At 35.2% G+C, this 23276-nt stretch carries 25 protein-coding genes; 24 read left to right on the top strand and 1 reads right to left on the bottom strand.

The genetic code is table 11. The features are described from left to right. Position 1 precedes the first annotated feature (1 nt). The 24 genes from ACNQGB_RS04085 to ACNQGB_RS03970 all read left to right on the top strand — a co-directional run bounded on the left by ACNQGB_RS04085 (position 2) and on the right by ACNQGB_RS03970 (position 21469). Positions 2–319 carry a DUF4133 domain-containing protein gene (locus tag ACNQGB_RS04085; RefSeq protein WP_417943621.1) on the top strand — a complete coding sequence of 106 codons (318 nt, stop codon included), beginning with the start codon at positions 2–4 and terminating at the stop codon, positions 317–319. Between the two features lie 39 nt (positions 320–358). Continuing rightward, complete coding sequence (locus tag ACNQGB_RS04080) at positions 359–2833, top strand: TraG family conjugative transposon ATPase (RefSeq protein ID WP_417943620.1); 2475 nt, start codon at positions 359–361, stop codon at positions 2831–2833. A gap of 53 nt (positions 2834–2886) precedes the next feature. Then, on the top strand, positions 2887–3588 hold the full coding sequence (locus tag ACNQGB_RS04075) for a conjugal transfer protein TraI (protein WP_417943619.1): 702 nt from the start codon (positions 2887–2889) through the stop codon (positions 3586–3588). A 4-nt stretch (positions 3589–3592) separates the two neighbouring features. Then, entirely contained in the window at positions 3593–4222 is a 630-nt protein-coding gene (locus tag ACNQGB_RS04070) for a hypothetical protein (protein WP_417943618.1), read from the top strand. Beyond that, positions 4219–4854: a TerB family tellurite resistance protein gene (locus ACNQGB_RS04065; RefSeq protein WP_417943617.1), complete on the top strand. Its 636-nt coding sequence runs from the start codon at positions 4219–4221 to the stop codon at positions 4852–4854. Before ACNQGB_RS04070 ends, ACNQGB_RS04065 begins: the two co-directional genes overlap by 4 nt. A 12-nt stretch (positions 4855–4866) precedes the next feature. Beyond that, the gene (traJ, locus tag ACNQGB_RS04060; protein ID WP_417943616.1) at positions 4867–6063 is read left to right on the top strand and encodes a conjugative transposon protein TraJ; all 1197 of its coding nucleotides are present in this window, start codon (positions 4867–4869) and stop codon (positions 6061–6063) included. Positions 6064–6083: 20 nt separating this feature from the next. Further along, a complete protein-coding gene (gene traK / locus ACNQGB_RS04055; RefSeq protein ID WP_417943615.1) occupies positions 6084–6704 on the top strand; it encodes a conjugative transposon protein TraK in 621 nt (206 codons plus the stop codon). A 14-nt stretch (positions 6705–6718) separates the two neighbouring features. Further along, the gene (locus ACNQGB_RS04050) at positions 6719–7216 is read left to right on the top strand and encodes a hypothetical protein (RefSeq protein WP_417943614.1); all 498 of its coding nucleotides are present in this window, start codon (positions 6719–6721) and stop codon (positions 7214–7216) included. 4 nt (positions 7217–7220) lie between these two features. Continuing rightward, the gene (gene traM / locus ACNQGB_RS04045; protein ID WP_417943613.1) at positions 7221–8516 is read left to right on the top strand and encodes a conjugative transposon protein TraM; all 1296 of its coding nucleotides are present in this window, start codon (positions 7221–7223) and stop codon (positions 8514–8516) included. A 19-nt stretch (positions 8517–8535) separates the two neighbouring features. Continuing rightward, positions 8536–9381 carry a conjugative transposon protein TraN gene (traN, locus tag ACNQGB_RS04040; RefSeq protein WP_417943612.1) on the top strand — a complete coding sequence of 282 codons (846 nt, stop codon included), beginning with the start codon at positions 8536–8538 and terminating at the stop codon, positions 9379–9381. A 26-nt stretch (positions 9382–9407) separates the two neighbouring features. Further along, positions 9408–10211 (top strand): hypothetical protein, encoded by an 804-nt coding sequence (locus ACNQGB_RS04035; RefSeq protein WP_417943611.1) that lies wholly within the window; start codon positions 9408–9410, stop codon positions 10209–10211. A 27-nt stretch (positions 10212–10238) separates the two neighbouring features. Beyond that, positions 10239–11294, top strand: a complete 1056-nt coding sequence (locus tag ACNQGB_RS04030; RefSeq protein ID WP_417943610.1) for a hypothetical protein — start codon at positions 10239–10241, stop codon at positions 11292–11294. A gap of 14 nt (positions 11295–11308) precedes the next feature. Further along, a complete protein-coding gene (locus tag ACNQGB_RS04025) occupies positions 11309–11593 on the top strand; it encodes a hypothetical protein (RefSeq protein ID WP_314896880.1) in 285 nt (94 codons plus the stop codon). 166 nt (positions 11594–11759) lie between these two features. Continuing rightward, positions 11760–11927: a MerR family transcriptional regulator gene (locus ACNQGB_RS04020; protein WP_417943609.1), complete on the top strand. Its 168-nt coding sequence runs from the start codon at positions 11760–11762 to the stop codon at positions 11925–11927. A gap of 142 nt (positions 11928–12069) precedes the next feature. After that, positions 12070–13932, top strand: coding sequence for an ABC-F family ATP-binding cassette domain-containing protein (locus ACNQGB_RS04015; protein WP_417943608.1), 1863 nt, complete (start codon positions 12070–12072; stop codon positions 13930–13932). Between the two features lie 324 nt (positions 13933–14256). Then, positions 14257–14712, top strand: coding sequence for a hypothetical protein (locus tag ACNQGB_RS04010; protein WP_417943607.1), 456 nt, complete (start codon positions 14257–14259; stop codon positions 14710–14712). A 125-nt stretch (positions 14713–14837) separates the two neighbouring features. Continuing rightward, positions 14838–15275 (top strand): hypothetical protein, encoded by a 438-nt coding sequence (locus tag ACNQGB_RS04005; protein WP_417943606.1) that lies wholly within the window; start codon positions 14838–14840, stop codon positions 15273–15275. 349 nt (positions 15276–15624) lie between these two features. Then, a complete protein-coding gene (locus ACNQGB_RS04000; protein WP_417943605.1) occupies positions 15625–16257 on the top strand; it encodes a hypothetical protein in 633 nt (210 codons plus the stop codon). Between the two features lie 245 nt (positions 16258–16502). Further along, positions 16503–18074 (top strand): carboxypeptidase-like regulatory domain-containing protein, encoded by a 1572-nt coding sequence (locus ACNQGB_RS03995; protein ID WP_417943604.1) that lies wholly within the window; start codon positions 16503–16505, stop codon positions 18072–18074. A gap of 80 nt (positions 18075–18154) precedes the next feature. Beyond that, the gene (locus ACNQGB_RS03990) at positions 18155–18607 is read left to right on the top strand and encodes a Gmad2 immunoglobulin-like domain-containing protein (RefSeq protein ID WP_417943603.1); all 453 of its coding nucleotides are present in this window, start codon (positions 18155–18157) and stop codon (positions 18605–18607) included. A 166-nt stretch (positions 18608–18773) separates the two neighbouring features. Next, entirely contained in the window at positions 18774–19076 is a 303-nt protein-coding gene (locus tag ACNQGB_RS03985; RefSeq protein WP_309760808.1) for a nucleotidyltransferase family protein, read from the top strand. Further along, the gene (locus tag ACNQGB_RS03980) at positions 19066–19404 is read left to right on the top strand and encodes a HepT-like ribonuclease domain-containing protein (protein WP_309760806.1); all 339 of its coding nucleotides are present in this window, start codon (positions 19066–19068) and stop codon (positions 19402–19404) included. Before ACNQGB_RS03985 ends, ACNQGB_RS03980 begins: the two co-directional genes overlap by 11 nt. 396 nt (positions 19405–19800) lie before the next feature. Then, positions 19801–20937 (top strand): hypothetical protein, encoded by a 1137-nt coding sequence (locus ACNQGB_RS03975; RefSeq protein ID WP_309760804.1) that lies wholly within the window; start codon positions 19801–19803, stop codon positions 20935–20937. Between the two features lie 247 nt (positions 20938–21184). Beyond that, a complete protein-coding gene (locus ACNQGB_RS03970; protein ID WP_472777073.1) occupies positions 21185–21469 on the top strand; it encodes a hypothetical protein in 285 nt (94 codons plus the stop codon). A 135-nt stretch (positions 21470–21604) separates the two neighbouring features. Here ACNQGB_RS03970 and ACNQGB_RS03965 read toward each other — a convergent pair whose 3' ends face one another. Continuing rightward, on the bottom strand, positions 21605–23152 hold the full coding sequence (locus tag ACNQGB_RS03965) for an SDR family NAD(P)-dependent oxidoreductase (protein WP_472777072.1): 1548 nt from the start codon (positions 23150–23152) through the stop codon (positions 21605–21607). Between the last annotated feature and the right edge of the window lie 124 nt (positions 23153–23276).

Genomic DNA, 23276 nt, shown 5'->3' with positions numbered 1-23276 from the left:
CATGACAAATAGTGTATATCAAATCAACAAAGGAATTAACCAAAGTATAGAATTCAAGGGGTTGAAAGCACAATATATATGGTATTTGGGCGGAGGTGTCATTGTTCTTATGATTCTGTTTGCTGTAATGTACATTGCAGGTTTGCCCTCAATAGTCTGTATAGGAATTATTGGCGTTTCAGGGGCACTATGGGTTTTAAAAATATACAAGATGAGCCAGAAATACGGCGAACATGGTATGATGAAAGCTTTAGCAAAACGACAGATCCCCAAAGCAATCAGGACTCAAAGCAGGAAAATTTTCAAAATGCAAAAATAGCATTCCGTTAAAATTACTAACAGGTAAATAAAAATGAAGATGGAAAAGATGATAGATGATATTTTACCGATTATGGATGTTGAGCACGACTGCATCCTGTCCAAACAGGGTGACGTGACCGTAGTATTCAAGGCAGAGCTTCCTGAGATATTTACCTTGTCGGATCAGGAGTATGAAGCATTCCACCAAACTTGGCTGAAGGCAATAAAATTACTTCCTAAGTTCAGTGTATTCCATAAACAGGATTGGTTTATCGACAGTAAGTTTCAACCGGACTTTACCAATGAGGACAATAGTTTCCTGACCCGTAGCAGTGAGCGTTTTTTTAATGAACGTCCCTTTCTGGATCATTCGTGCTACATTTTCCTGACCAAAAAACCGGCAGGAAGAAAAACATCCAGTTCCTTATTTTCTAATTTACTTAGGAGTTCAATAGTTCCGGAAGAAACATTAAAAGCGCAGCTACGTCAGGAATTTATTGACAGTACCGGACAATTTGCACGAATCTTAGAAGACAGTGGTTTTGTAAAATTGACACGCCTTGGCAATGATGAACTCCGAAGTCACAGTAGAAAGATTGGGATTATAGAACGGTACTGCTTTCTTTCTGAAAAAGAAAATTCGTTTGTTTTTAAAGATATCGCTTTCAATGATGGGCTACAGGTTGGCGACAAACATTGCCAAATTTATACACTAGGTGATGCAGCTGACTTGCCTGCACTTTGCGGTTCCAGAATTAATTATGACCGATATTCCACGGATAAGACCAAGTTTAGTATCGGTTTTGCCTCAACGCTGGGTCAATTGCTTTCCTGTAACCACATTTACAACCAGTATATTTTTATAGAGGATTTCCAAAAAACGTTGCAGAAACTGGAAAGTAAAAGATTGCGTTTACAGTCCTTATCAGCTTACAGCAGAGAAAATTTGATTGCGCGTGATGCCACTAATGATTTTCTTAATGAGGCTATCAGCCAGCAACGGTTACCTGTCAAGGCACATTTTAATGTGTTAGTCTGGACAGATAATAAAGAAGAATTGAAAGACCTGAAGAACAAAGTTTCTTCCGCACTGGCGCAGATGGATGCGGCAGCCAAGCAGGAAACTATTGGAGCTGCACAGATTTTTTGGGCGGGTATTCCAGGAAACTCAGCAGACTTTCCTATGAATGACACTTTTGATACTTTCGCTGAACAAGCTACCTGCTTTTTGAATTTAGAAACAGGTTATCGCTCTTCCCTTAGTCCAATTGGGATTCGACTGGGAGACCGCTTGACGGGAAAACCAGTTCATGTGGATATCAGTGACGAACCTGTCAAAATGGGCATTTGCACCAATCGAAACAAATTCATACTGGGGCCTTCGGGTAGCGGAAAATCCTTTTTCACTAATCATATGGTCAGAAGTTACTACGAGCAGGGAACCCATATTGTTTTGGTAGATGTGGGACACAGCTACAAAGGACTGTGCGATATGGTAGGTGGGTATTATTTTACCTATGATGAAAAAAATCCGATACGATTCAACCCATTCTATATCAGCGAGGGCGACACTTTGGATACAGAGAAAAAAGAAAGTATCAAAACATTGTTGTTGGCTTTATGGAAAAAAGACAATGAAACATTCAACAGAAGTGAATATGTGGCACTATCCAATGCGCTGCAACTCTACTATGAAAAACTAGATGCCAATTCCAATTTGTTTCCCTGTTTCAATACTTTTTACGATTTCCTGAAAGATGATTTTGTAAAAATATTGGAAGGAGACAAGGTTAAGGAAAAGGATTTTGACGTGAACAATTTTCTGTATGTACTGCGTCCTTATTATCAGGGAGGTGAATTTGATTACCTGCTCAATGCTACCAAAAATCTCGAACTATTGAAAGAACGATTTATTGTATTTGAACTGGATAACATAAAAGATCATCCAATACTTTTTCCAGTCGTAACGATCATCATTATGGAGGTTTTCATCAGTAAGATGCGCAAGCTAAAAGGCATCCGTAAAATGATTCTTATTGAAGAAGCATGGAAAGCCATTGCTAAGGAAGGGATGGCCGAATACATTAAATATCTATTCAAGACAGTAAGAAAGTTTTTTGGAGAGGCTATTGTAGTAACTCAAGAAGTGGAAGATATCATTTCATCCCCTGTAGTGAAGCAGGCCATCATCAATAACAGTGATTGCAAAATATTGCTAGATCAGAGCAAATACCAAAATAAGTTCGAGCAAATCCAGGAACTGCTTGGACTTACAGAAAAGGAAAAGGCACTGGTGCTTTCGGTAAACAAAGCCAATGATCCCGATAAAAAATACAAAGAAGTATTTATTTCCCTAGGTGGAATACAATCTAAAGTATACCGCACTGAAGTATCCCTTGAAGAATACCTCGCCTACACCACCGAAGAAACGGAAAAAGTAAAAGTGCAAGCTTATACCAAGAGATTTGATGGTGATATCAAAAAAGGGATAGCGGCACTGGCTAATGATTTGCGAGCGCAGGCTAAAGGATGAAAGTTGAATAACATCGCAGAATAAATAAGAAACGCACACTAAAATACAGAATTATGAAAGCAAAGAAAAAAATGATGGTTTGCCTGCTGTGCCTGTTACTCCTAAGCACTCCTGCAAGACCGGCAGTAAACGTTGCGGCTTTTCCAATAATTGGATTGATTAAAGATGCAGTAAAGAAAGTCATATTAGCAATTGATCTGCGGATCCAAAGGCTGCAAAACAAAACGATCTGGCTACAAAATGCGCAGAAGAAATTAGAAAATACCTTATCCAAAATTAAGCTTGATGAGATTTCTGATTGGACAAAGAAGCAGAAAGACCTGTACAAAAATTACTATGGTGAACTGATGAAGGTCAAATCCATCATTACCTATTACCAGCGTATCAGTGACATTACCCAAAAGCAGGTACGTCTTGTGGATGAGTACGAAAGGGCTTGGAGTCTGTTCCAAAAAGACGACCATTTTAATTCAGAAGAATTGAAGTATATGCAAAAAGTGTACTCAGGTATATTGAATGAAAGCATGAAAAATATCGACCAGATTTTTTTAATCCTTGATTCATTTTACACACAGATGAGCGATGCCAAAAGACTTGAAATCATCAATACCGCAGCAGATCAGATTGATGCCAACTACGATGACCTTTTGTTGTTCAATAGGCAAAATATACTCTTAAGCTTGCAGAGAGCAAAAACAAAAAATGACGTGGATGCTGTTAAGAAGTTTTATGGGATTCCATTATTAAAACCTTAAAGTGATGAAAAAAATAGTTCTATTCATGCTCCTTGCAGGATTCTTAAACGCAAACATTTATGGGCAAGCAAAACAAGCAGAAGTACTCCTGAAACAAATCGCAGCCCTTCAAATCTATATTAGCTATGCCCAAAAAGGCTATTCCGTTGCTAAAAAGGGACTCAACACCATTGGAGATTTCAAACGCGGCGAATTTAATCTTCATTCTGATTATTTCAATTCGCTCAAGACGGTTAACCCGAAAATAAAAAAGTACGCAAGGATTGCTGAAATTATATCCCTTCAGGTAAAGATCATGAAAAGTTACGGTGGTATTTACCAGCGATTTCAGCAGGATGATTTATTTCACGGGGATGAAGTGGATTATATCAATCGCGTATTCGATCGCCTAATTGAAAATTGCGATGACAATCTAGAGGAACTCATCACAATTGTAACAGACGGGCAGCTCGAAATGAAAGATGATGAGCGAATGAAACGAATCGATGCAATCTATCAGAACATGCTGGAAAACCACACTTTTTGTGAGAGTTTCAGTAATCAAACCAGATTGATGTCCCTCTCAAGAACTAAGGATACTAAAGAGGTAAAAACTAGCCGTTCCTTGCGTGGCATTAACACCGATTTACCATGAAAAAAATACTAATTATAGGAATTGTGCTTGTCGGTTTATTGTTACCGTCGAAGGTTACAGCTCAAGCACAGGAAATGCAACAATTGATTTTGAACATAGAAAAGCTTGCCCAATTCAGGCAGATCCTCAAGGATATGAAAAAGGGCTATGAAATTCTTAATGGCGGTTATAATACGGTAAAAAAAATATCTCAGGGAAATTTTAGCCTTCATGAAACCTTCCTTGATGCGCTCATGCAGGTAAGTCCAACGGTTCGGAATTACGGACGTGTTGGCGATATTGTCAACTATCAGTTGCTTTTGGTAAAGGAATACAAGGCTGCATTTGATCGTTTCAGAAACAGTGGAAATTTCAATCCTGAAGAAATAGCCTATCTCGAAAGGGTGTATGATAATCTCTTTAAGCAGTGTCTTAGAAATCTTGACGAGCTAGCCTCAATTGTTACTGCAAATAAACTCAGGATGTCTGATGATGAACGATTGGCCGCAATTGATAAAATTTATGCTGATATGCAAGATAAACTTTTGTTCCTGCGAAACTTCAACAACAACACTTCGGTGCTAGCGATACAACGTGCAAAGGAGCACAATGATGTGAATACAATGCGTAACATTTACAAAGTAAATAACTAAATACCCACTCACATGATAAAGATAAATAAGGCGGCATTCTTTGCCTCCATAGGGATGCTATTGCCTTTTACTAGCCAGTCACAAGGGCTGGCAGTCGACATGAATAGTCTGCATAGTGTATTGGAACAATTGTATGACGAGATGCTGCCTTTATGTAGCAACCTTTTGGGAGTTGGACAGGGAATCGCTGGCTTTGCGGCCATCTGGTATATTGCCTCCAGGGTTTGGAGGCATATAGCAAGCGCAGAACCCATAGACTTTTACCCGCTGTTTCGTCCTTTTGTTATCGGCTTTTGTATTATGATTTTTCCTTCAGTGCTAGACATGATCAATGGCGTGATGAAACCTACCGTTACAGCAACTGCCGCAATGGTAGAGGGATCGAACAAAGCTATTGAAGTACTGCTCCGACAAAAAGAAGATGCGCTCAAGACTACCGATCCTTGGCAGATGTATGTTGGTGCAGATGGAAGTGGTGATCGTGATAAATGGTACAAATACACCCATGATGATAAGAATCCTAGTACTGAAGGAGCATTTGCAAGCATTGGGAACGACATCAAGTTTGCCATGTCCAAGGCATCTTATAATTTTCGCAACTCTGTAAAAGAATGGATGAGCGAAGTATTAAGAGTTCTTTTTGAAGCCGCTTCACTTTGTATTGATACGCTTCGAACTTTTCAACTAGTTGTACTATCTATTTTAGGACCACTCGTTTTCGGTATATCAGTCTTCGATGGTTTCCAACATACGCTAACCGTGTGGCTGGCACGCTATATCAATATCTACTTATGGCTTCCAGTGGCCAATATTTTTGGCAGTATAATCGGCAAGATTCAGGAGAACATGCTAAAAATTGACATAGCACAGGCCAATGATTATGGGGATACCTTCTTTAGCAGGACCGATGTAGCGTATCTGGTATTTATGATTATCGGCATTGTAGGCTATTTTACTGTTCCCTCTGTTGCTAATTACATTGTTCACGCAGGCGGTGGCGGAGCTTTAGGTCAAAAAGTGACCAGTCTCTTTAGCAACTCCACAAATTCGGCGGTTAACACGGCATCTGCTGGTACAGGAATGGTAGTGGATGCGATGGGCAATGCTGCTGGACGCATGTCTCAAAGTTTGTCTGGTTCGGGTGCTTCGGCTCCCTACTTTAAGGACAAGGATAGCTACATGGGCGATAAGTTGAAAGGCAATTCATAATCCTTAAAAAAGAAAACATCATGTTTAGCAAAATGAAAAATATTGACACCGCTTTTCGGCATGTTCGCGGCTTTACCATGCTAGTGATAACTGGTTGTATCGTAATCTGCTGCTTCGCCCTTTACAGGAGTTTCAGTTTAGTATCGCAAATGCAAGATAAGGTCTATATACTGGCTAATGGAAAAGCGCTGGAAGCCTATGCTTCGGACAGGAAAGATAATATACCCGTTGAAGCACGAGATCATGTAAAGACCTTTCATAAGTTATTCTTTACCCTTGATCCGGATGATAAAGTAATCAAAAGTAACGTAACCAAGGCACTTTATCTTGCTGATGATAGTGCCAAACGGATATACGATGATTTAAAGGAAAATGGGTATTACGCTGGTATCATATCAGGGAATATCAGCCAGACCATACAGGTGGACAGCATAACAATTGACACCAATACCTATCCCTATCAATTCCGTTGTTACGCTATCCAAAATATTACCAGAACTACCAGCATTGCACATCGAAATTTGATAACGGAAGGCAATCTTCGCAATGTATCGCGTAGTGATAACAATCCACATGGATTTTTGATCGAACGGTGGAACACAATCGAGAATCGTGATTTAAGTACCGAAAACAGAAAATAATAAAACTACAAATCATGAAATTCACTTTTAAAAAAAACACTAAAAATTGTCCTACTGAGGCTGATAGTTTCAAGAGTAGTTTATTACAAAGATTTGATGAAGCGAATCTACGGTTACAATATAAGTGTGCCAACTGGTTAGAGCGTAAGACAGCACATTTATCACGCGAAAGTTGGATTATTATTCTGTTTTGTTTTACAGTGCTTACAAGCGGTTGTAGCATTTACCTGATTGTGAATAGCTTTTCAGGGAATACAACTAAAAGCATAGCTGTAACTCCAATTACCAAACCAACCAATTCGGTACCATTAGAGGAAAAACCCATCCAGCTAAATGCGATCATCAATACAACCGAATTTGAAAAAATTGTCCGCTTTCGCAGGTATATGGATAGTCTGGGCCGCAGTCCCACAGGGAAAAAACTGCAAGACAGCATTGTGCACTACCGTCCCGGACTGATGGACAGTATCAGGAGAGTAGAACATTATTATCACTCACAATTTAAAAATTAATATCATGGAACAAAAAACAAAATCGCTAAAAATGTTAAGACAGCGCAAGCTGTTAGTTGTATTGCCGCTATTGGTTCTCCCATTTATAACTGTTATGTTTTGGGCGTTTGGCGGTGGAAAAATGGAGGCTGCAAATACACAAACAGTAGAAAAAAAGGGTTTCAATATAAAGCTCCCCGACGCGAATCTGAAGGAAGGACTCCCATTGGATAAGATGAATTATTATGATCAGGCAACCCTTGACTCTATAAAGCTTGATGAACTTATCAAAAAAGACCCAAACTATTTGAGTCAATCTTTTCAGGTAGATTCTACAGAAGAAAGTAGCAACGCTACTTTAGGAAAAGGAAATACGGGTTTAAATACATCGGTGTATCGTGATCCGAACGCAGAAAAAGTGCATCAAAAATTGGAAGCATTACAAAAGGCGATAAATACGCCAGTAACTCCTCCAGCACAAAATCGGGATTTTGACAAATATGCAAAATCAAATGAGACCTCGACGCATTCCAATGATGTTGACAGGCTGGAACAAATGATGCATTCCATGAACGGCCAAAGCGGCGATCAGGATCCCGAATTACAGCAACTCAGCGGAATGCTCGAAAGCATCCTTGATATTCAACACCCTGACAGGATGCAGGAAAAATTGAGAAAAGCCTCGGAACAACAAAGAGGACAGGTATTTGCCATCTCTACCAGAACGCAGGAAGACACTGTTTCTTCTTTGCAAAGTGCTCCGGTAAATGCTCCTGCCTTTGCTGGACAATCCGGACACAATGGATTTTACTCCTTGGATGAACCGGCAAGTGTTGACTATACACAAAATGTCGTGAAAGCTGTCATCCATGAAACCCAGACTATTGTAAATGGTTCAACAATTAAGCTGCGACTTACGAATGATATTTTTATAAATGGAATAAAAATTCCAAAGGACAATTTTCTTTTTGGCACAGCTTCGCTAAAAGGGGAAAGACTGGCAATTACCATAAACAACCTAAGATACAACAACTCCCTTTTTCCTGTTGACTTATCCGTATATGATATGGACGGGCTCCTTGGGATCTATATTCCAGGCGCAATCAACCGTGACGTTGCAAAAGCATCTGCTGACCGTTCTATGCAAACACTGGGTGTTGCGAGTCTTGATGATTCTTGGGGAGCACAAGCGGCGGGAGCTGGGATTGAAGCTGCTAAAAGCCTTCTCAGTAAAAAAGTAAAACTGGTCAAAGTGGTTGTAAAGGCGGGCTATATAGTACTGCTTCGTGATGAAAAGCAGAAACAAAAAGATTCCAATTAAAAACTAAAAATTATTAACTATGAAAAATTTTAATCTATTGGTGATGGGGTATCTATTACTTATTACCATCAGTGCATTTGCACAACAAACAGGCAAAAACCGTCTATCTAAAATCGAGCCTGATTTTTTAACGATAGCCTATTCAAAAACGACCAATCTCGTATTTCCCTTTGCTATTAAAAGTGTAGACAAAGGAAGTCAGGATATACTGGTACAGAAAGCGAAAGGTCTTGAAAATATACTTCAGATTAAGGCTGCACAGAAAGGATTTTTTCAGACCAACCTTACAGTGGTCACTGCCGATGGTAAATTATATTCTTTCGTGTTAAACTATGGTGAGAACTCGCCACAGTTGAATCTCACCGTGAATAAGACCAAACCCGAAGGACAGGAAATTTATTTTTCATCTGAAAGTGGAAACGAAAAGGATGTCCAAGAGTATTCCAAATTGGCTTTTTATGACAAAAAAAAGATACGTGGTGAAAAGGAAAGCACCTATGAAATTGAGTTTCAACTTAACGCAATTTTTATACGTGATGATGTTATGTACTATAGGATAAAGGTAACGAACAATTCCAAAATCAATTATGATATTGACCAGCTTCGTTTTTTTATTCGTGATAATAAGAAGGTAAAACGAACCGCTTCACAGGAAATCGAAATTACACCAATCTACATTCTAAATAATGTAGTTAAAATTGAAGGAGAAACGGAAAATACATTTGTATTTGCGATTCCTAAATTTACAATTCCAGAGAAAAAATACTTAGCTATACAACTTATGGAAAAAAATGGTGGCAGACATGTGGAACTGCATGTGAAGAACACAAAGTTGGTGCAGGTCACTGTGCTTCCCAAATTATAATTAGTAATCATTTAAAAAATTGAGTCATGAACGAGAAAAATTTTGAATACTTAAAAGACCAGGTTAAGTACACCGGTTTCGGTGAAGGACTGGAAAGTGAATTAAAAGAAAAAATGCAGAAAGAGGAACCTAATTTCACTTTGACCCATAATGCACAATACGGCAATGATACTGCTCTAGCTACATTGAATTTTAAAAAATCAGATCAAAGCGATATGTATTTTTTTAATTCCTACAAGGTTGAATTGCAAAAGGAGAATTCCAAGGAAGCTCTGGAACAAACCTTTTATATCAATAAAGGCAGCAACATTACCATGAAAGAAGCCTTTAATCTTATGGAGGGAAGATCCGTAAACAAAAACCTTACCAATAAAGAAGGGGAATTATACAATGCCTGGGTACAGATGGATTTTAAACAAGCCGATACTAACGGAAACTTTAAGCTAAACCAATACCATCAAAATTACGGTTACGATCTTGAAGCAACATTGGCTAAACATCCAATCAAGGAACTGGAAAATCCCAAGTATAAAGAGGATCTGATGGATTCTATGAAAAAAGGAAACCTGCAATCTGCTACTTTCCTAAAAGAAGGCAATGAGGTCAAGCAGTATATTGAGGCCTGTCCACAATTCAAAACTATCAATGTGTACGATGGTAATATGCAACGAATTGACAACCGTCATTCCAAAGAGGAAAAACAGTCCGAAGCCGAAAAAGCCTCGGTTAAACAGGATAGCAAAAAGCAAAACCAGAGTGCTGACGATGACGGCCCAGAAGTCCCAAAGGAAGGCAAGAAAAGAAGGAAAAGCCAGTCTAATTCCATGTAAGTAAATGTGATACATAAAATTTGAATTATGAACGAACAACTTCCCATTAACAGAGTAGAGATGGAATTGAGCCAGTGGCGCTCTAGGGAAGAGCGTTTTAGTAAACTGTTTTCTTTCAGTCTTTCAAACAACAGGTCACTGCTTAAAGAAAAGCTACACCACTACGAGCGCATTGCGTCGAAGTATAAAGGCTCGCCGAATATGGACGAACAATTTGCTTTGCGGATGCTAAAGCAGGAAAAAAGCAGGGTATTAAAACAACTTTATCCTAATTTATTGGTACGCCTTGCTCGTAAGGTGCTCGTTACACCATTAATAGAGCAAATAGCAGTCCGACAGGATCTAAAGGAAGTAGAACAGAATAGTCAATCGCTGCACGATCAAGTGCAGCGCATTGGTTTTCGAGATTTGTCGGCTACAATAGACCACCAAATTAGACAGGGGCAAGATCGGTTCACTATTCCGATTTCCTATTACATCAACGAAAAAGAACGACTCGATCACGAACTTTCTTTTGTTAAAGACCAGAGAGAACACTATCAATTTGAAGGCTATAAAACCACTTTGCAAAATGAATCAAAGCCTGAAGAAAATAGACAACACTACTTTAAAATTCGGGAAGGTCATGCTGTTGACACAACACAGGCTTATAATCTATTAGCAGGACGCTCAGTTCAAAAGGAAGGGTCTTGGATACAACTTGACCTTAATGATAAGGATGCAAATGGTAATTACCGTATCAAAGAGTTTCATTCGGGATATGGTTATAATCTTGAAAAAGCATTACAACAACTACCGTTAAAAGAGCTGTCAAGTAAAACCGAGGCAGATAAATTGCAGGATGCTTTAAAACAAGGTAGTCGGCAGTCCGTAATCTTAAATAAAAATGGAAATGAACATCGCTTTTATATCGAAGCCAATCCTCAATTTAAATCGGTAAACATTTATGATGAGCACTCGAGAAAGGTAACACTTGCAACCGCACTAGGTAATAAACCAATGGAAACGGTAAAACAGATGCAAAAAGCCAATGAGCATCAAGAGAAAAACCATTCAAAACGAAATGGCATGCATGTAAGTTGATAAACCATAAAACAATGAAAACACTACAACCTTTATCCGATTTCTTTAAAGCAATAGAGAAAGATTATCGTATCAGCGTCACGCATATCGGTATATATGCTGCATTGCTGCAATTTAGAGTGGATAAGGGCTTTATTAATCCAATTCAAGTATACAGTTATGAAATTATGGAGATAGCAATGATATCTTCCCCAAAAACATATCATAAATGTATGAATGAACTAAATGAGTATGGCTACATTAAGTACGTACCAACCCGCAATAGAAACCAGAGGAGCACAACTTATTTCCCCTTATGACTAATTAAATCAGTAAAGTTTTGTTCATGGGCTTGTCCGATCAATAGAAGAAGGTTAAGCAATCAATGACAAAGAAGATAGTCCTCGAGATGTATAAAATAATTTAAAATATTTAAGCTTATAGAAATAACGGTAGTAAAGTTTAATGCATTTAAAAAATAAAAGTATGGAACAATATGTAAATACTAAAGAAGCAATGGTGATTTTAGGAATAAGAAGTCAAACCACAATTGGGAAATATGAAACAGATGGAAAAATAAAAGTATACAGACCCTTTAGTAATAGAAAAAGGTACAAGGTTAGTGAATTATTAAAAATTCAACATAAAAGATAGTGTAAAGCTATCTTTTTTTGTTTGATTCAAAAAAGGTATCTTTGCACCGTCTAAATTAAACTCCTATTTAAAATTAGAGACCTAATTAGAGACCTCTTAATTTTAATAAACAAAAAAGCCTTATTTTAGGCGCTTTTATACCATGAATTACCTTTCTGTAGAAAATATCTCGAAATCTTTTGGTGAACGTACGTTGTTTAAAGACATCTCGTTCGGAATTAATAAAGATCAAAAAATTGCCTTCATTGCCAAAAACGGTTCTGGAAAAACGACTATTATGAGTATCATTAATGGTCTCGAAGAATCGGATACCGGCAAAGTCGTATTAAGAAAAGGCATAAAAATGGCATTTTTGTCTCAAAACAATAATTTGCAGGAGGAATTGACTATTGAGGAAAGTATTTTTGCCTCTGATAATGAGACGTTAAAAGTGATTGAAGCGTATGAAAAAGCATTAGAAAATCCGGAAGATGAAGAAGCTTATCAAAAAGCTTTTGACGGAATGGATCAGCATAATGCTTGGGATTTTGAAACGCAATACAAGCAAATTTTGTTCAAATTGAAGTTGGAAAATTTCAAACTGAAAGTAAAAAATCTTTCGGGTGGACAGAAAAAAAGATTGTCTCTTGCTATCATTTTGATTAATCGTCCCGACTTATTGATTTTGGATGAACCTACGAATCACTTAGATTTAGAGATGATTGAATGGCTAGAGAGCTATTTTGCAAAAGAAAACATTACGTTGTTTATGGTGACGCACGACCGTTTTTTCTTAGAACGTGTGTGTAACGAAATCATTGAACTAGACAACGGAAAATTATACCAATACAAAGGAAATTACTCCTATTATTTAGAGAAAAAAGAAGAACGCATAGCATCTGAAAATTCAAGTGTAGATAAAGCACAGAATCTTTTTGTGAAAGAATTAGAATGGATGCGCCGTCAGCCAAAAGCGAGAACGACCAAATCGAAATCGCGTCAGGATGATTTTTATGAAATCAAAGAAAAAGCACAAAGTCGCCGTCGCGAAAATAAAGTAGAGCTTGAAATTAACATGGAACGCATGGGAAGCAAGATTATCGAACTTCACAAGATTTCTAAAAAATTCAAGGATCATGTGATCATGGATAATTTTAGTTTTGATTTTCAACGTGGCGAAAGAATTGGTATTATAGGTAAAAACGGAACAGGAAAATCGACTTTCTTAAATTTATTGACTGGAACCTTACCGCTTGATAGCGGAAAAGTAGTTGTAGGTGAAACCATAAAAGTAGGGTACTACACTCAAAGTGGAATCAACCCAAAACCAGGACAGCGCGTTATTGATGTCATTAAGGAATACGGGGAATTCATTCCTTTGATGAAAGGAAAATTGATTTCGGCTTCGCAGTTGTTAGAGCGTTTCTTATTTGATGCCAAAAAACAATATGATTTTGTAGATCGATTGAGCGGTGGTGAATTGAAACGTTTGTATTTGTGTACGGTTTTGATTCAGAATCCGAACTTCTTGATTCTGGATGAGCCGACGAATGATTTGGATATTGTAACACTGAATGTTTTAGAAAGTTTCCTTTTGGATTATCCTGGATGTCTTTTAGTAGTTTCTCACGATCGATATTTCATGGATAAAATTGTAGATCACTTATTCATTTTTAGAGGTGATGGTGTAGTCGAAGATTTTCCAGGAAACTACTCTGATTTTAGAGCCTACGAAGACAGTGCTGATGTTGCTCAAAAAGAAGAAAACAAAGCCGAAAAGAAAGACTGGAAACAAAACAATCCAACCGGAAATTTGACTTTCAATGAGCAAAAAGAATTCCAGAAAATAGAACGAGAAATCAAAGATTTAGAGATTCAAAAAGTAGCTATTGAGCAACTTTTTTCGGACGGAAAAATTACTGATGCTGACATTGAGAAAAAAGGAAATGAATTGCAAAACCTCATCCAAAAAATGGAACTTAAAGAAGAACGTTGGTTTGAATTAAGCGCCAAAATGGAAGGATAAAATTAGGAATCAGTGTTCAGTCGCAGTTTGCAGCTTTGAACATTTTTACTGTTATAGGATTAGATCCACAACAAAATTTTGATTTTGTTGTGGATTTTTTTTTGCATAAAACCAATTTTTAACTAGTAAGAAAATTAAGATTTAATTAAATATCCTATTAGTGTTTTGTAGTTTATTTTATATATTTTTGAGAAATATAAATTTTGATGTTTATCAGACCCAGATACTTAATAATGGTAGATTAAATTGATTTCATTAGATCTAAATATAAGTTATGCATAATGCGCAAAAATTGACAATATAGAAATTACTATGCTTTGTATTTTGAATACTCAAATTGATTTATTAGACATCTTTACCTTAATAGTTAGTGTAATCGCATTAATTGCAACGCTTAGAAAAAAAGAATTCGGAAAATTATATTTTACACCAAAAAATGAAGATCAAAAACATATTTGGGTGAAAGTTTTAAAATCCGATTTGTATGATTTAAAATTCATTTGCGAACCTTATGTAAACATGATGTGCCGAATTAATTTATATGATTGTAATACTGAAAAAGATACTACCTTATTTTTTATTGAGGAAACCAAACCAATATTTGAAATTGGATTATTGAAGGAAAACACAATTTTGAAATTTACACATTGTAACTCTACGCAAATACACATTGAATATAAAGACAAATACAATAATATTTACACCCAAAATTTAACGCAAGACAAAATTTCGAAAAGATGCCACAAGAATATTTGGAATTTGACTTTTGTTGGAACATAATTTGTACTAAGCATAAAAGCTTCGACGCGAATTTAGGATGATTTAGAATATCCTAAAACAGGACTAAATTTATTTCCAAACTGGTCGAGAACGTTGTATGAAACCATAAAAAAACTCAAATCGAAATGACTAAATTGAAATTGAAATTTATAATTATTATCACAATACTTCTATTCAGTTCGTATTATCTGATTTCATTCTTTTCAACTTTCCACTTTTATGCTGCTGGAAGATATCCTTACGCAGAAACTTATTATCTCAAATATTCTGAAAAACAAATCATCACTGCAATGGAAAAGCTTAAACTAAAAAATGCGGACTTAGTTGATAATGATACGACAGATTATTGGCATGACGTTTATTTTGATTTAGGAGACAAAAGATTACAAACATGGACAAGGCCAATTAATGAAAACGAAACAGATTTTGCTCTTGTTGCTATATATAAAAACAAAAAGTGGCAATTAATTAATCAAGACTTGGGTTTATTTGGAAATATAATGATGAAAAGAGAATTTGAAAAAGTAATAATAGAAAGACTTAAAATTGAATTAAAAAAATAAATGGCTTAATATAAAAGCCATTTAGCAAGATTGCAAATTTTGTAGTAAATTAACCTTTATTTCTCGCAAGAAATTTTATTTTAATAGAAAATAACAAGTAACGAAGTTCGCAATCTTGCCAAGCTTTGGAACACTAACTGCTAGCTTAAAGGACGAAACTTATGCAAGTTAAAACTTTAACGAATTAGTACAAATTGTTTAATGATTCTAAACTTACTCATGCTGATTTAATCTGAAATCGCTTAAATTTTAAAATCAACATTAAACCTTTCGTAAGTCAAAGCGTCTACTTTAATACTGTGTGCAAGATTTCTAAAAAAAGTTTGGGAAATTATAAAAAATGAAAAAAATGAAAAAATTAATTATTGCCAGCATTCTTTTGTGTTCAATGTGTGCGTCAGCTCAAGATGATTACGTCATAAAAAAGGACGGAACTAAAATTCTAATAAGAAATGAAGTCTACCATCATTCTACTTTTGGAAAACTACGTTGCTACTTTTCAGACTTAAAGGGTATACAGTTTGAAAAAGGAATTGAATTAGATGAAATAGAAAAATTAGTTACAAGCGACATAACTTACATACCATTTAAAGAAAGTGAAAAAAGAAATAAAGACTTAATGCTATACAAAGTTGTTGCAGAATCTGACGATAAAATATTGTTATTAGCCTTTTATCCACCTGCTATTCAACCTTCGTACGCTCCAGAATACTATTTATGGTATCAATATAGGATAGTAGATAAGAATACTAGCAGCATTGTCGAGGCTGGTATGTTTTGCGAAAGTGGAATACGAAAAAAAATAAAAGATCAAAAAATTGCTATAGAAGCTGTTAAAAAGCATTTTTCAAACTGTAAAAATATCATGGGTAATTTGGCTGAGTTTGAAACAAGATTACCAAAAAAAATGGGAACTGGGTTTACAGATGCTTATATTGCAGGTTTTATGCATCAAAAAAAGCTTTTGAAATGTGAGTTGTAATTCCCCGCTCTTCACAGATGAAATAGTACTTCAGTAAACTACGCAAATATTATAAACTTTGCGCCCGCAATTATAGTAGCAAAAAAATACAATAAACCCCACCCAAAGTTGGTAATCGCAACTTGGGATGGGGTTTATCGTTTGGATACATTAACAGAAAATTAGCACAATTACGGTACTTGAGTATTGAAATAACATATACATTTGACTATCAATTTCAATCATCAAACTATAAATCAACTCAAATGAACGTAAATTCTACAAACACCTCCATCAAAAAAAAATCTAAATTCATACCATACCTGCTCTTGTTGAGTACGATTTTCTTTTTTCAATATTCTTGGTCACAAAATATTTCAGTAAAAATAATTGATGCAACTACTAAAGAACCTATTCCCTACGCCACCATCAATATTGATAAAAAAGAGCATTTGATCTCAAATGCTGAAGGTTTTTTTAACCTATCTGAAACTGCAGTTCAAGACGAAAATACACTAATCATTACGTATCTTGGATATAAAAATCTTGAAGTTAAAGTAAGTCAATTATCAAAACTAGAGTATGTCATAGCACTCACTCCTACTATTTTTGAATTAAATGATGTACAAGTAAATGGTGAAAAAACCAATCCTTATGTTATCATGGCTACGGTAAAGGCTAATCTTTCTGTAAATTATAGAAATACCGATAATCCTATTAAAGACATGTTATTTGTAAGAAAATCAACGACGACATATCCTAAAGAAGTTGTAGTTGATGTAAATCAGTCTACTGGTTTTTCAAAACAAGCACTCAAGCAAGTAAATAGTGATGTTCAATCTTTTACAAACACTTTAATCGCATCACCTCCAAAAGAGTATACAGACATGTTGTGTAATTTATTTACTCATACTATTAAAAAAGACAATAAGTCAATTGAATTACATAAAATGAACGTTCTCAAAGCAACGGTTCTCAAAAATGAGGGAAGTGCAACCTCATCAGAAGAGTTGAAACAAATAGGCATCAAAACAATGCTAAAACACTTAGATTCTACAAAGTATTACCGCATAAAAAGTGGACTCATCGGTTCTCGAGATACCATTTCTTTAAGAAAAGATTTCAACAAAAAGAAAATAAAAAATAAAAAAACAGATCAAAGTACGCTCTTAACAACTACCAAATACAATTTAACACAATTCATTCAGAACAATAATTTAGGTAAATCTTCTGAGCATGATTTTATAAATAATCCAGAACTGTACCGCTACAAATTTGAAGGAACTACTTTTACTGAGGATAACGATTATGCATTTGTACTTTCATTTTCACCAAAGAAAGGCAGTGCAAAATATACAGGTAAACTCTACATTAACGAGTCGGATTATGCCGTTCTTAGAGCTGAATACCAGCTTGACGAAGGAGAAAAACTTAACAATGTTAATTTAAAATGGCTTTTAGGCATTAAAGTAGCCCAAAATAACAACAAAGGAATTTTAATGTTTCGCAAAAAATCTGAAAACAAGAATTATTACCTGCACTATGCCTCTGAAGAAAATGGGAATTATTTTTATGTAAACCGTCCTTTGAAATTTATTGAAATCACAAAAGAAGACAAAGATATTCTATCATTAGACATAAAATTTGAAGGAAACTCTACGACTAAAACTGAATTTTTAAATCTATCACATTCCCTTGTAACCGATACTGATGTTACTAAAGTTGTTGAAAATGAATTCAAACTTATAGCCATAAAATCATACGATCCTAAAATATGGAAAGGATACCATGCTATTGAACCATTGTCCGAATTAAAGCGATTTAAAGCTAAAGAATAATACCTCCGCACAATGTTTCGATATCAAATCTTTTTAAAACTAGTTAGTTAATTTAAAGAAAAACTTATCCAATATAATTTATGAAATGGACATTTTTGTTATCGGCAATATTATTATTCGCATGCAATAAGAAAGAAAATCAGCGCAGCACAATTGTGAATGACACTTTAATAACAATTCCTGAAATCACTACAGTAATAAAGGATGAAAAGCCAGAAATTCATTTGCCAAAGCAATATTCTAATGAACGTTTTAAAAAAGTAACTGTCGAACGCATCGATGAAAATAAATTCAGAATTCGCGGAAAAGGGCAAATCTTTGAGGCAAGCTTCAACTGGATAATTGAAGACGGACACGACGAGTTAAAGGCGGGGTTTCAGACCACTGATGCCGGAGCTCCTGAATGGGGTAACTTTGACTTTACAATTGCGGTTCAAAAAAAACGAGAGAATTCAAAATTGACGCTGATTTTGTTTGAATCAAGTGCTAAAGATGGCAGCCGTCAACATGAATTGCCAATTGTTCTTTTTTAATTTGAGTTAGCAAAATACATTAATCATCTTGTACCAGTATCATAGTTCAGAATTATATTTTGTACACAAATAATAACCCAAAGCATTGATAAGTCTGAAATTCAACTTATACACAATTCCCGTAAATGAATTATTTTGCGTATTTTTGAATTATCCTTGATAAAATATGAATCCAATTGAAATCCATACTGCTGCTATAACAAAATTATGCAAAACGCATAATGTTAAGTCATTGCATGTATTTGGTTCTGTTTTAACTGAAAAATTCAATACGGAAAGTGACATTGACTTAATCGTTGAATTTCAACTTATAGATGTCTTAGATTATGCAGATAATTATTATGATTTGAAATTTTCATTAGAAACAATACTAAAAAGAGAAATTGATTTGCTTGAAGAAAAAGCAATTAAAAATCCTTATTTTCGACAAACTATAAATCAAAATAAACAACTGATTTATGGACAATAATATTAAAACTTGGCTTTATGATATTTTAAGTTCCATCAATGAAATAGAAAGTTATTTTATTGATAAACCAAAAGAATTCAAAGCCTATGAAAATGATGTGAGAACAAAAAGAGCCATCGAAAGGAATATCGAAATCATTGGCGAAGCAATGAACCGTATTTTAAAAGAAGATAGCGAAATCATTATTTCGAACTCCAGAAAAATAGTTGATGTTAGAAATAGAATAATTCACGGTTATGATTCTGTTTCTGATGATGTGATTTGGGGAATTGTAATTCGACATTTACCCATATTACAAAAAGAGGTCGAAAAAATGCTAGAAGAATAGTAAATAATGTTTGTATTAACAAATTGATAAACCACAACAAAATCCAATTCTGTTGTGGTTTTTTTATTTTCAAACATACCATCTCTACCAAGCAATCGAATTATAACCCTTCAAAAACTACCCGCTCTACGAAGTATGCAATGGTTTTTGATTACGCTGCGCAAATGTATTTGACTTTGCGCCCACAATTATAGTCACAAAAACCAATTTTTAACTAGTAAGAAAAATAATAATTAAATAAAAATCCGATTGGTGTTTTGTAGTTTATTTTATATATTTTTGATAAATATAAATTTTGATTTTTATCAGACTAAGACACCATATAATGGTAGGTTGAGATGATTTCATTAGTTTTATTTACAGGTTGGATGTAATTTATAAAAATAGGATGTGAAAATGAAAAATTATTTAAAATCTGTTCTTCTTATTCTGTTTTTAAGCGTAACATTTTTAGCTTTTGGACAAAATTCAGACTTAATAATCACTCCGCAAATTAAAATCCCAACTGATTCGATAGCAAAAAAATATCTGATTGAAAATCTCAAAATATTTATTCAAGATATTGAAAATGGCAATGTTAACTCTGGAGTAATTGCGAAAGTTCATTTATTTAAATACAAAGATTATTTTGATATTTTTAATAATATTCAAAATAGTGATAAATATGGTACAAGATTTTTCAAACCATACTTAAAAAATATAGTTCTGCAATCTGATAGATCTTATAAAATTGATATTTCATATTTCGGAATTGATGACAAAAACCAAATTTTAAACCGTATTAATTTTTCAGTTATAGCAAAGAGTGAAAACGGAAATTTTAACTTCTACTGTCCTTTTGAAGAGAATGTAAAAAACTGGAATTACAAAAAACAAAAAAAAATAACTTTTCATTTTGATGATAATTTTAATAAAGAAAATGCTTTAAAATTTGAAAAATATAATGCTGAAATTGCTAAAAAACTGAATCTAAGCCCAATTGCTTTTGGATATTACAAATGTAAAGACATACAAGAAGTTTATAAACTTCTTGGGATTGATTACTTTTTACAAATAAATGGAGATGTGCGTTCTAGTTGGATTTTAGATAAAGGACAAATTTTTATTTCTGGAACAAATTTAGAGGAATATAACCACGATTTAACGCATTTATATTTTGAAAGAAAATTTGGAAATGAAATTAGGAATTGGACAGCAGAAGAAGGATACAATATTTACACAACTGATTATTGGGGGAGAAAGCCATCAGAAATTTTTGAGCTATTAGAAAACTTCATAAAAGAAAATCCAGACAAATCACTATATGAAGTTTTTCAAAAGAACAATATTCTTCAACATCCAATTAGAATAAAATTTCCTATTTCTGCAATATTTATGCGAAAATTAGAACGCGAAAAAGGTTTTGATAAAGTATTAGAACTTATTTGTAGTGGAAAAACTGATGATAATTATTATAAACTTTTAGATAAGTATCTCAAAGTAAATAAAGATAATTTTGACCAAATTGTAAAACAAGAATTACAAAAAAAATAGACTACAGCAAAAAGCTAGGTTTTCGTTGAGTGCATATCACGAACAATGAACGCCCGCTCTTCCAAATACACAGCAATTCTTGATTACGCTGCAAAAATATCTCTGACTTTGCGGCCACAATAGTAAGCACAAAAAACTTCTGAAAATCCAATTCTGTTGTAAATTTTATTTGTAATTTAACTGATTGAAGACCTTACTTTCGTATTACAAACAACCAAATTAATCTATAAACCTGAAAATTATAATTATGGAAAACAAAAGGCTTATTGGAATCGTCCTCACAGTAGTAGTTTTATTGCTCATCCCATTAATAGCAATGCAATTCACAAATGAAGTAAACTGGACCCTGTTCGATTTTGTGGTTGCTGGGGTCTTACTTCTCGGCACTGGTTTTATTTGTGAGCTTGTCATAAGAAAGGTAAAAAAAACCAATCATCGAATCCTTCTTTGTGGAGTTATTCTGGCAGCGCTTCTCCTAATTTGGATTGAACTTGCAGTCGGTATTTTCGGGACACCCTTAGCCGGATCATAATCCGCAAACCGTGATTGCGCATAAATAATCCAAACACTAATTAACAGCAACAAAAAACCACAACAAAATCCAATTCTGTTGTGGTTTTTTTTCTATGACAATTTTAAATTCCCCCTTCGGGGGTTAGGGGGCTTTCTACCAGGCTATCGGATTGTAATCTTTTAAAAACTTGCCGCACCAATGTTTTCCAGTATTAATTCCGTCAAACAACGGATCCATCACTCGAGCAGCGCCATCAACAATGTCTAATGGCGGTTGAAAATCTTGTTCTTCCTGTTTTCTTTTGGCTAATTCTGCAGGATCTTCGTCGGTTACCCAACCCGTATCTACTGCATTCATAAAAATTCCGTCTTTAGCCAAAGTACCTGCGGCAGTATGCGTTAACATGTTCAAAGCGGCTTTCGCCATATTGGTATGCGGATGTCGGTCTTCCTTGAAATCGCGGTAAAACTTCCCTTCCATAGCAGAAACATTGATGATGTGTTTTTTGCCTGTGTTGTCTTTCTTCATCACTTCCGAAAGGCGGTTACACAATACAAATGGTGCTACAGAATTCACCAGCTGCACTTCGATCATCTCCGTGGTTTCTATTTGACCTAATTTTAGTCGCCAACTGTTTGTTTTTCGCAAATCTACTTGCTGAAGGTCGGCATCGAGTTCTCCTTCTGGGAAAACTTCTTGCGCTACCAAGGCATTGTCAAACGAATAGGGAATCTGCGATAATTTGGCTGAAGCCCGCAACCCAATTCCAGGTTCTGGTCCGTGCCAAGTGACAGGCATATTTTCATTGGATGAAAAACCAGTGGTCAACACTTTCAATTCATCCAGACAATTCGTATGATCCAGTAATAATTCTTGTGCTTGTTGTGGTAAAGAAGCAATGGAACGTTCTTCGTTTTCCATTAAATGGGTGTAGAATCCGGCAGGACGTCTCACGGTTTGGGCCGCATTATTAATCAGAATATCCAATCGCTTGTATTTTTGCTCGATAAAATTGCAAAAAATCTCCACACTCGGAATGTGTCGCAAGTCTAAGCCGTGAATTTTCAAACGGTGTACCCAATCCATAAAATCAGGCTCTTTAGAAAATCGCAAAGCCGAATCGACTGGAAAACGTGTAGTTGCCACAACGGTTGCTCCTCCCCGTAAAAGCATCAACGTAATGTGATAGCCAATTTTTAATCTAGAACCTGTAATAACGGCAACTTGCCCTTTTACATCGGCGGTTTGGAAACGTTTGGCATAATTAAAATCACCACAATCAGCACACATCGAATCGTAAAAGTGGTGCATCCTAGTAAACTCGGTTTTACAAACGTAACAGTTTCGTGGAGTTTCTAATTCTAGTTGCTCTTTGCTAGCCAAATCATTAAAAGCCAAAAGCTTTGGTGCTATAAAAATAGTCGCTTCACGTGCAGAGCGAATTCCAGTTTCTTTCCTTGCGGTTCTATCTTGCTTTTCTTTTTTACGTTTGGCAACTAATTTCCCATCTTTTTTACGTTTAGAAAACTCGTCACGATCAGGTCTGGAAAACATTCCAGCCGCTTTGATTAATGCCGTTCGTTGTTCTTTTGGGATATCAAAAATTTGATCCGTATCGGAATTTAATTGGGCTAAAATAGCGATGCATTTCTCAATTTCATCTGAAGTTATGGCCGTTTTAGTATCTGGTAATTCAATCATTATTGTAAAAAGTGAATGTAATATTGGTGGAAATTCTAAGCGCGCAAAGATAGGTTTTTTAAAGTCGGATATTTTTAAAGTTAAAGCGCTATTTCGCAAAGCTTCACAAAGCAAACACTGAGCC

This window comes from Flavobacterium frigidum (assembly GCF_048286795.2).
This window is presented reverse-complemented; position numbering and strand designations above follow the sequence as displayed.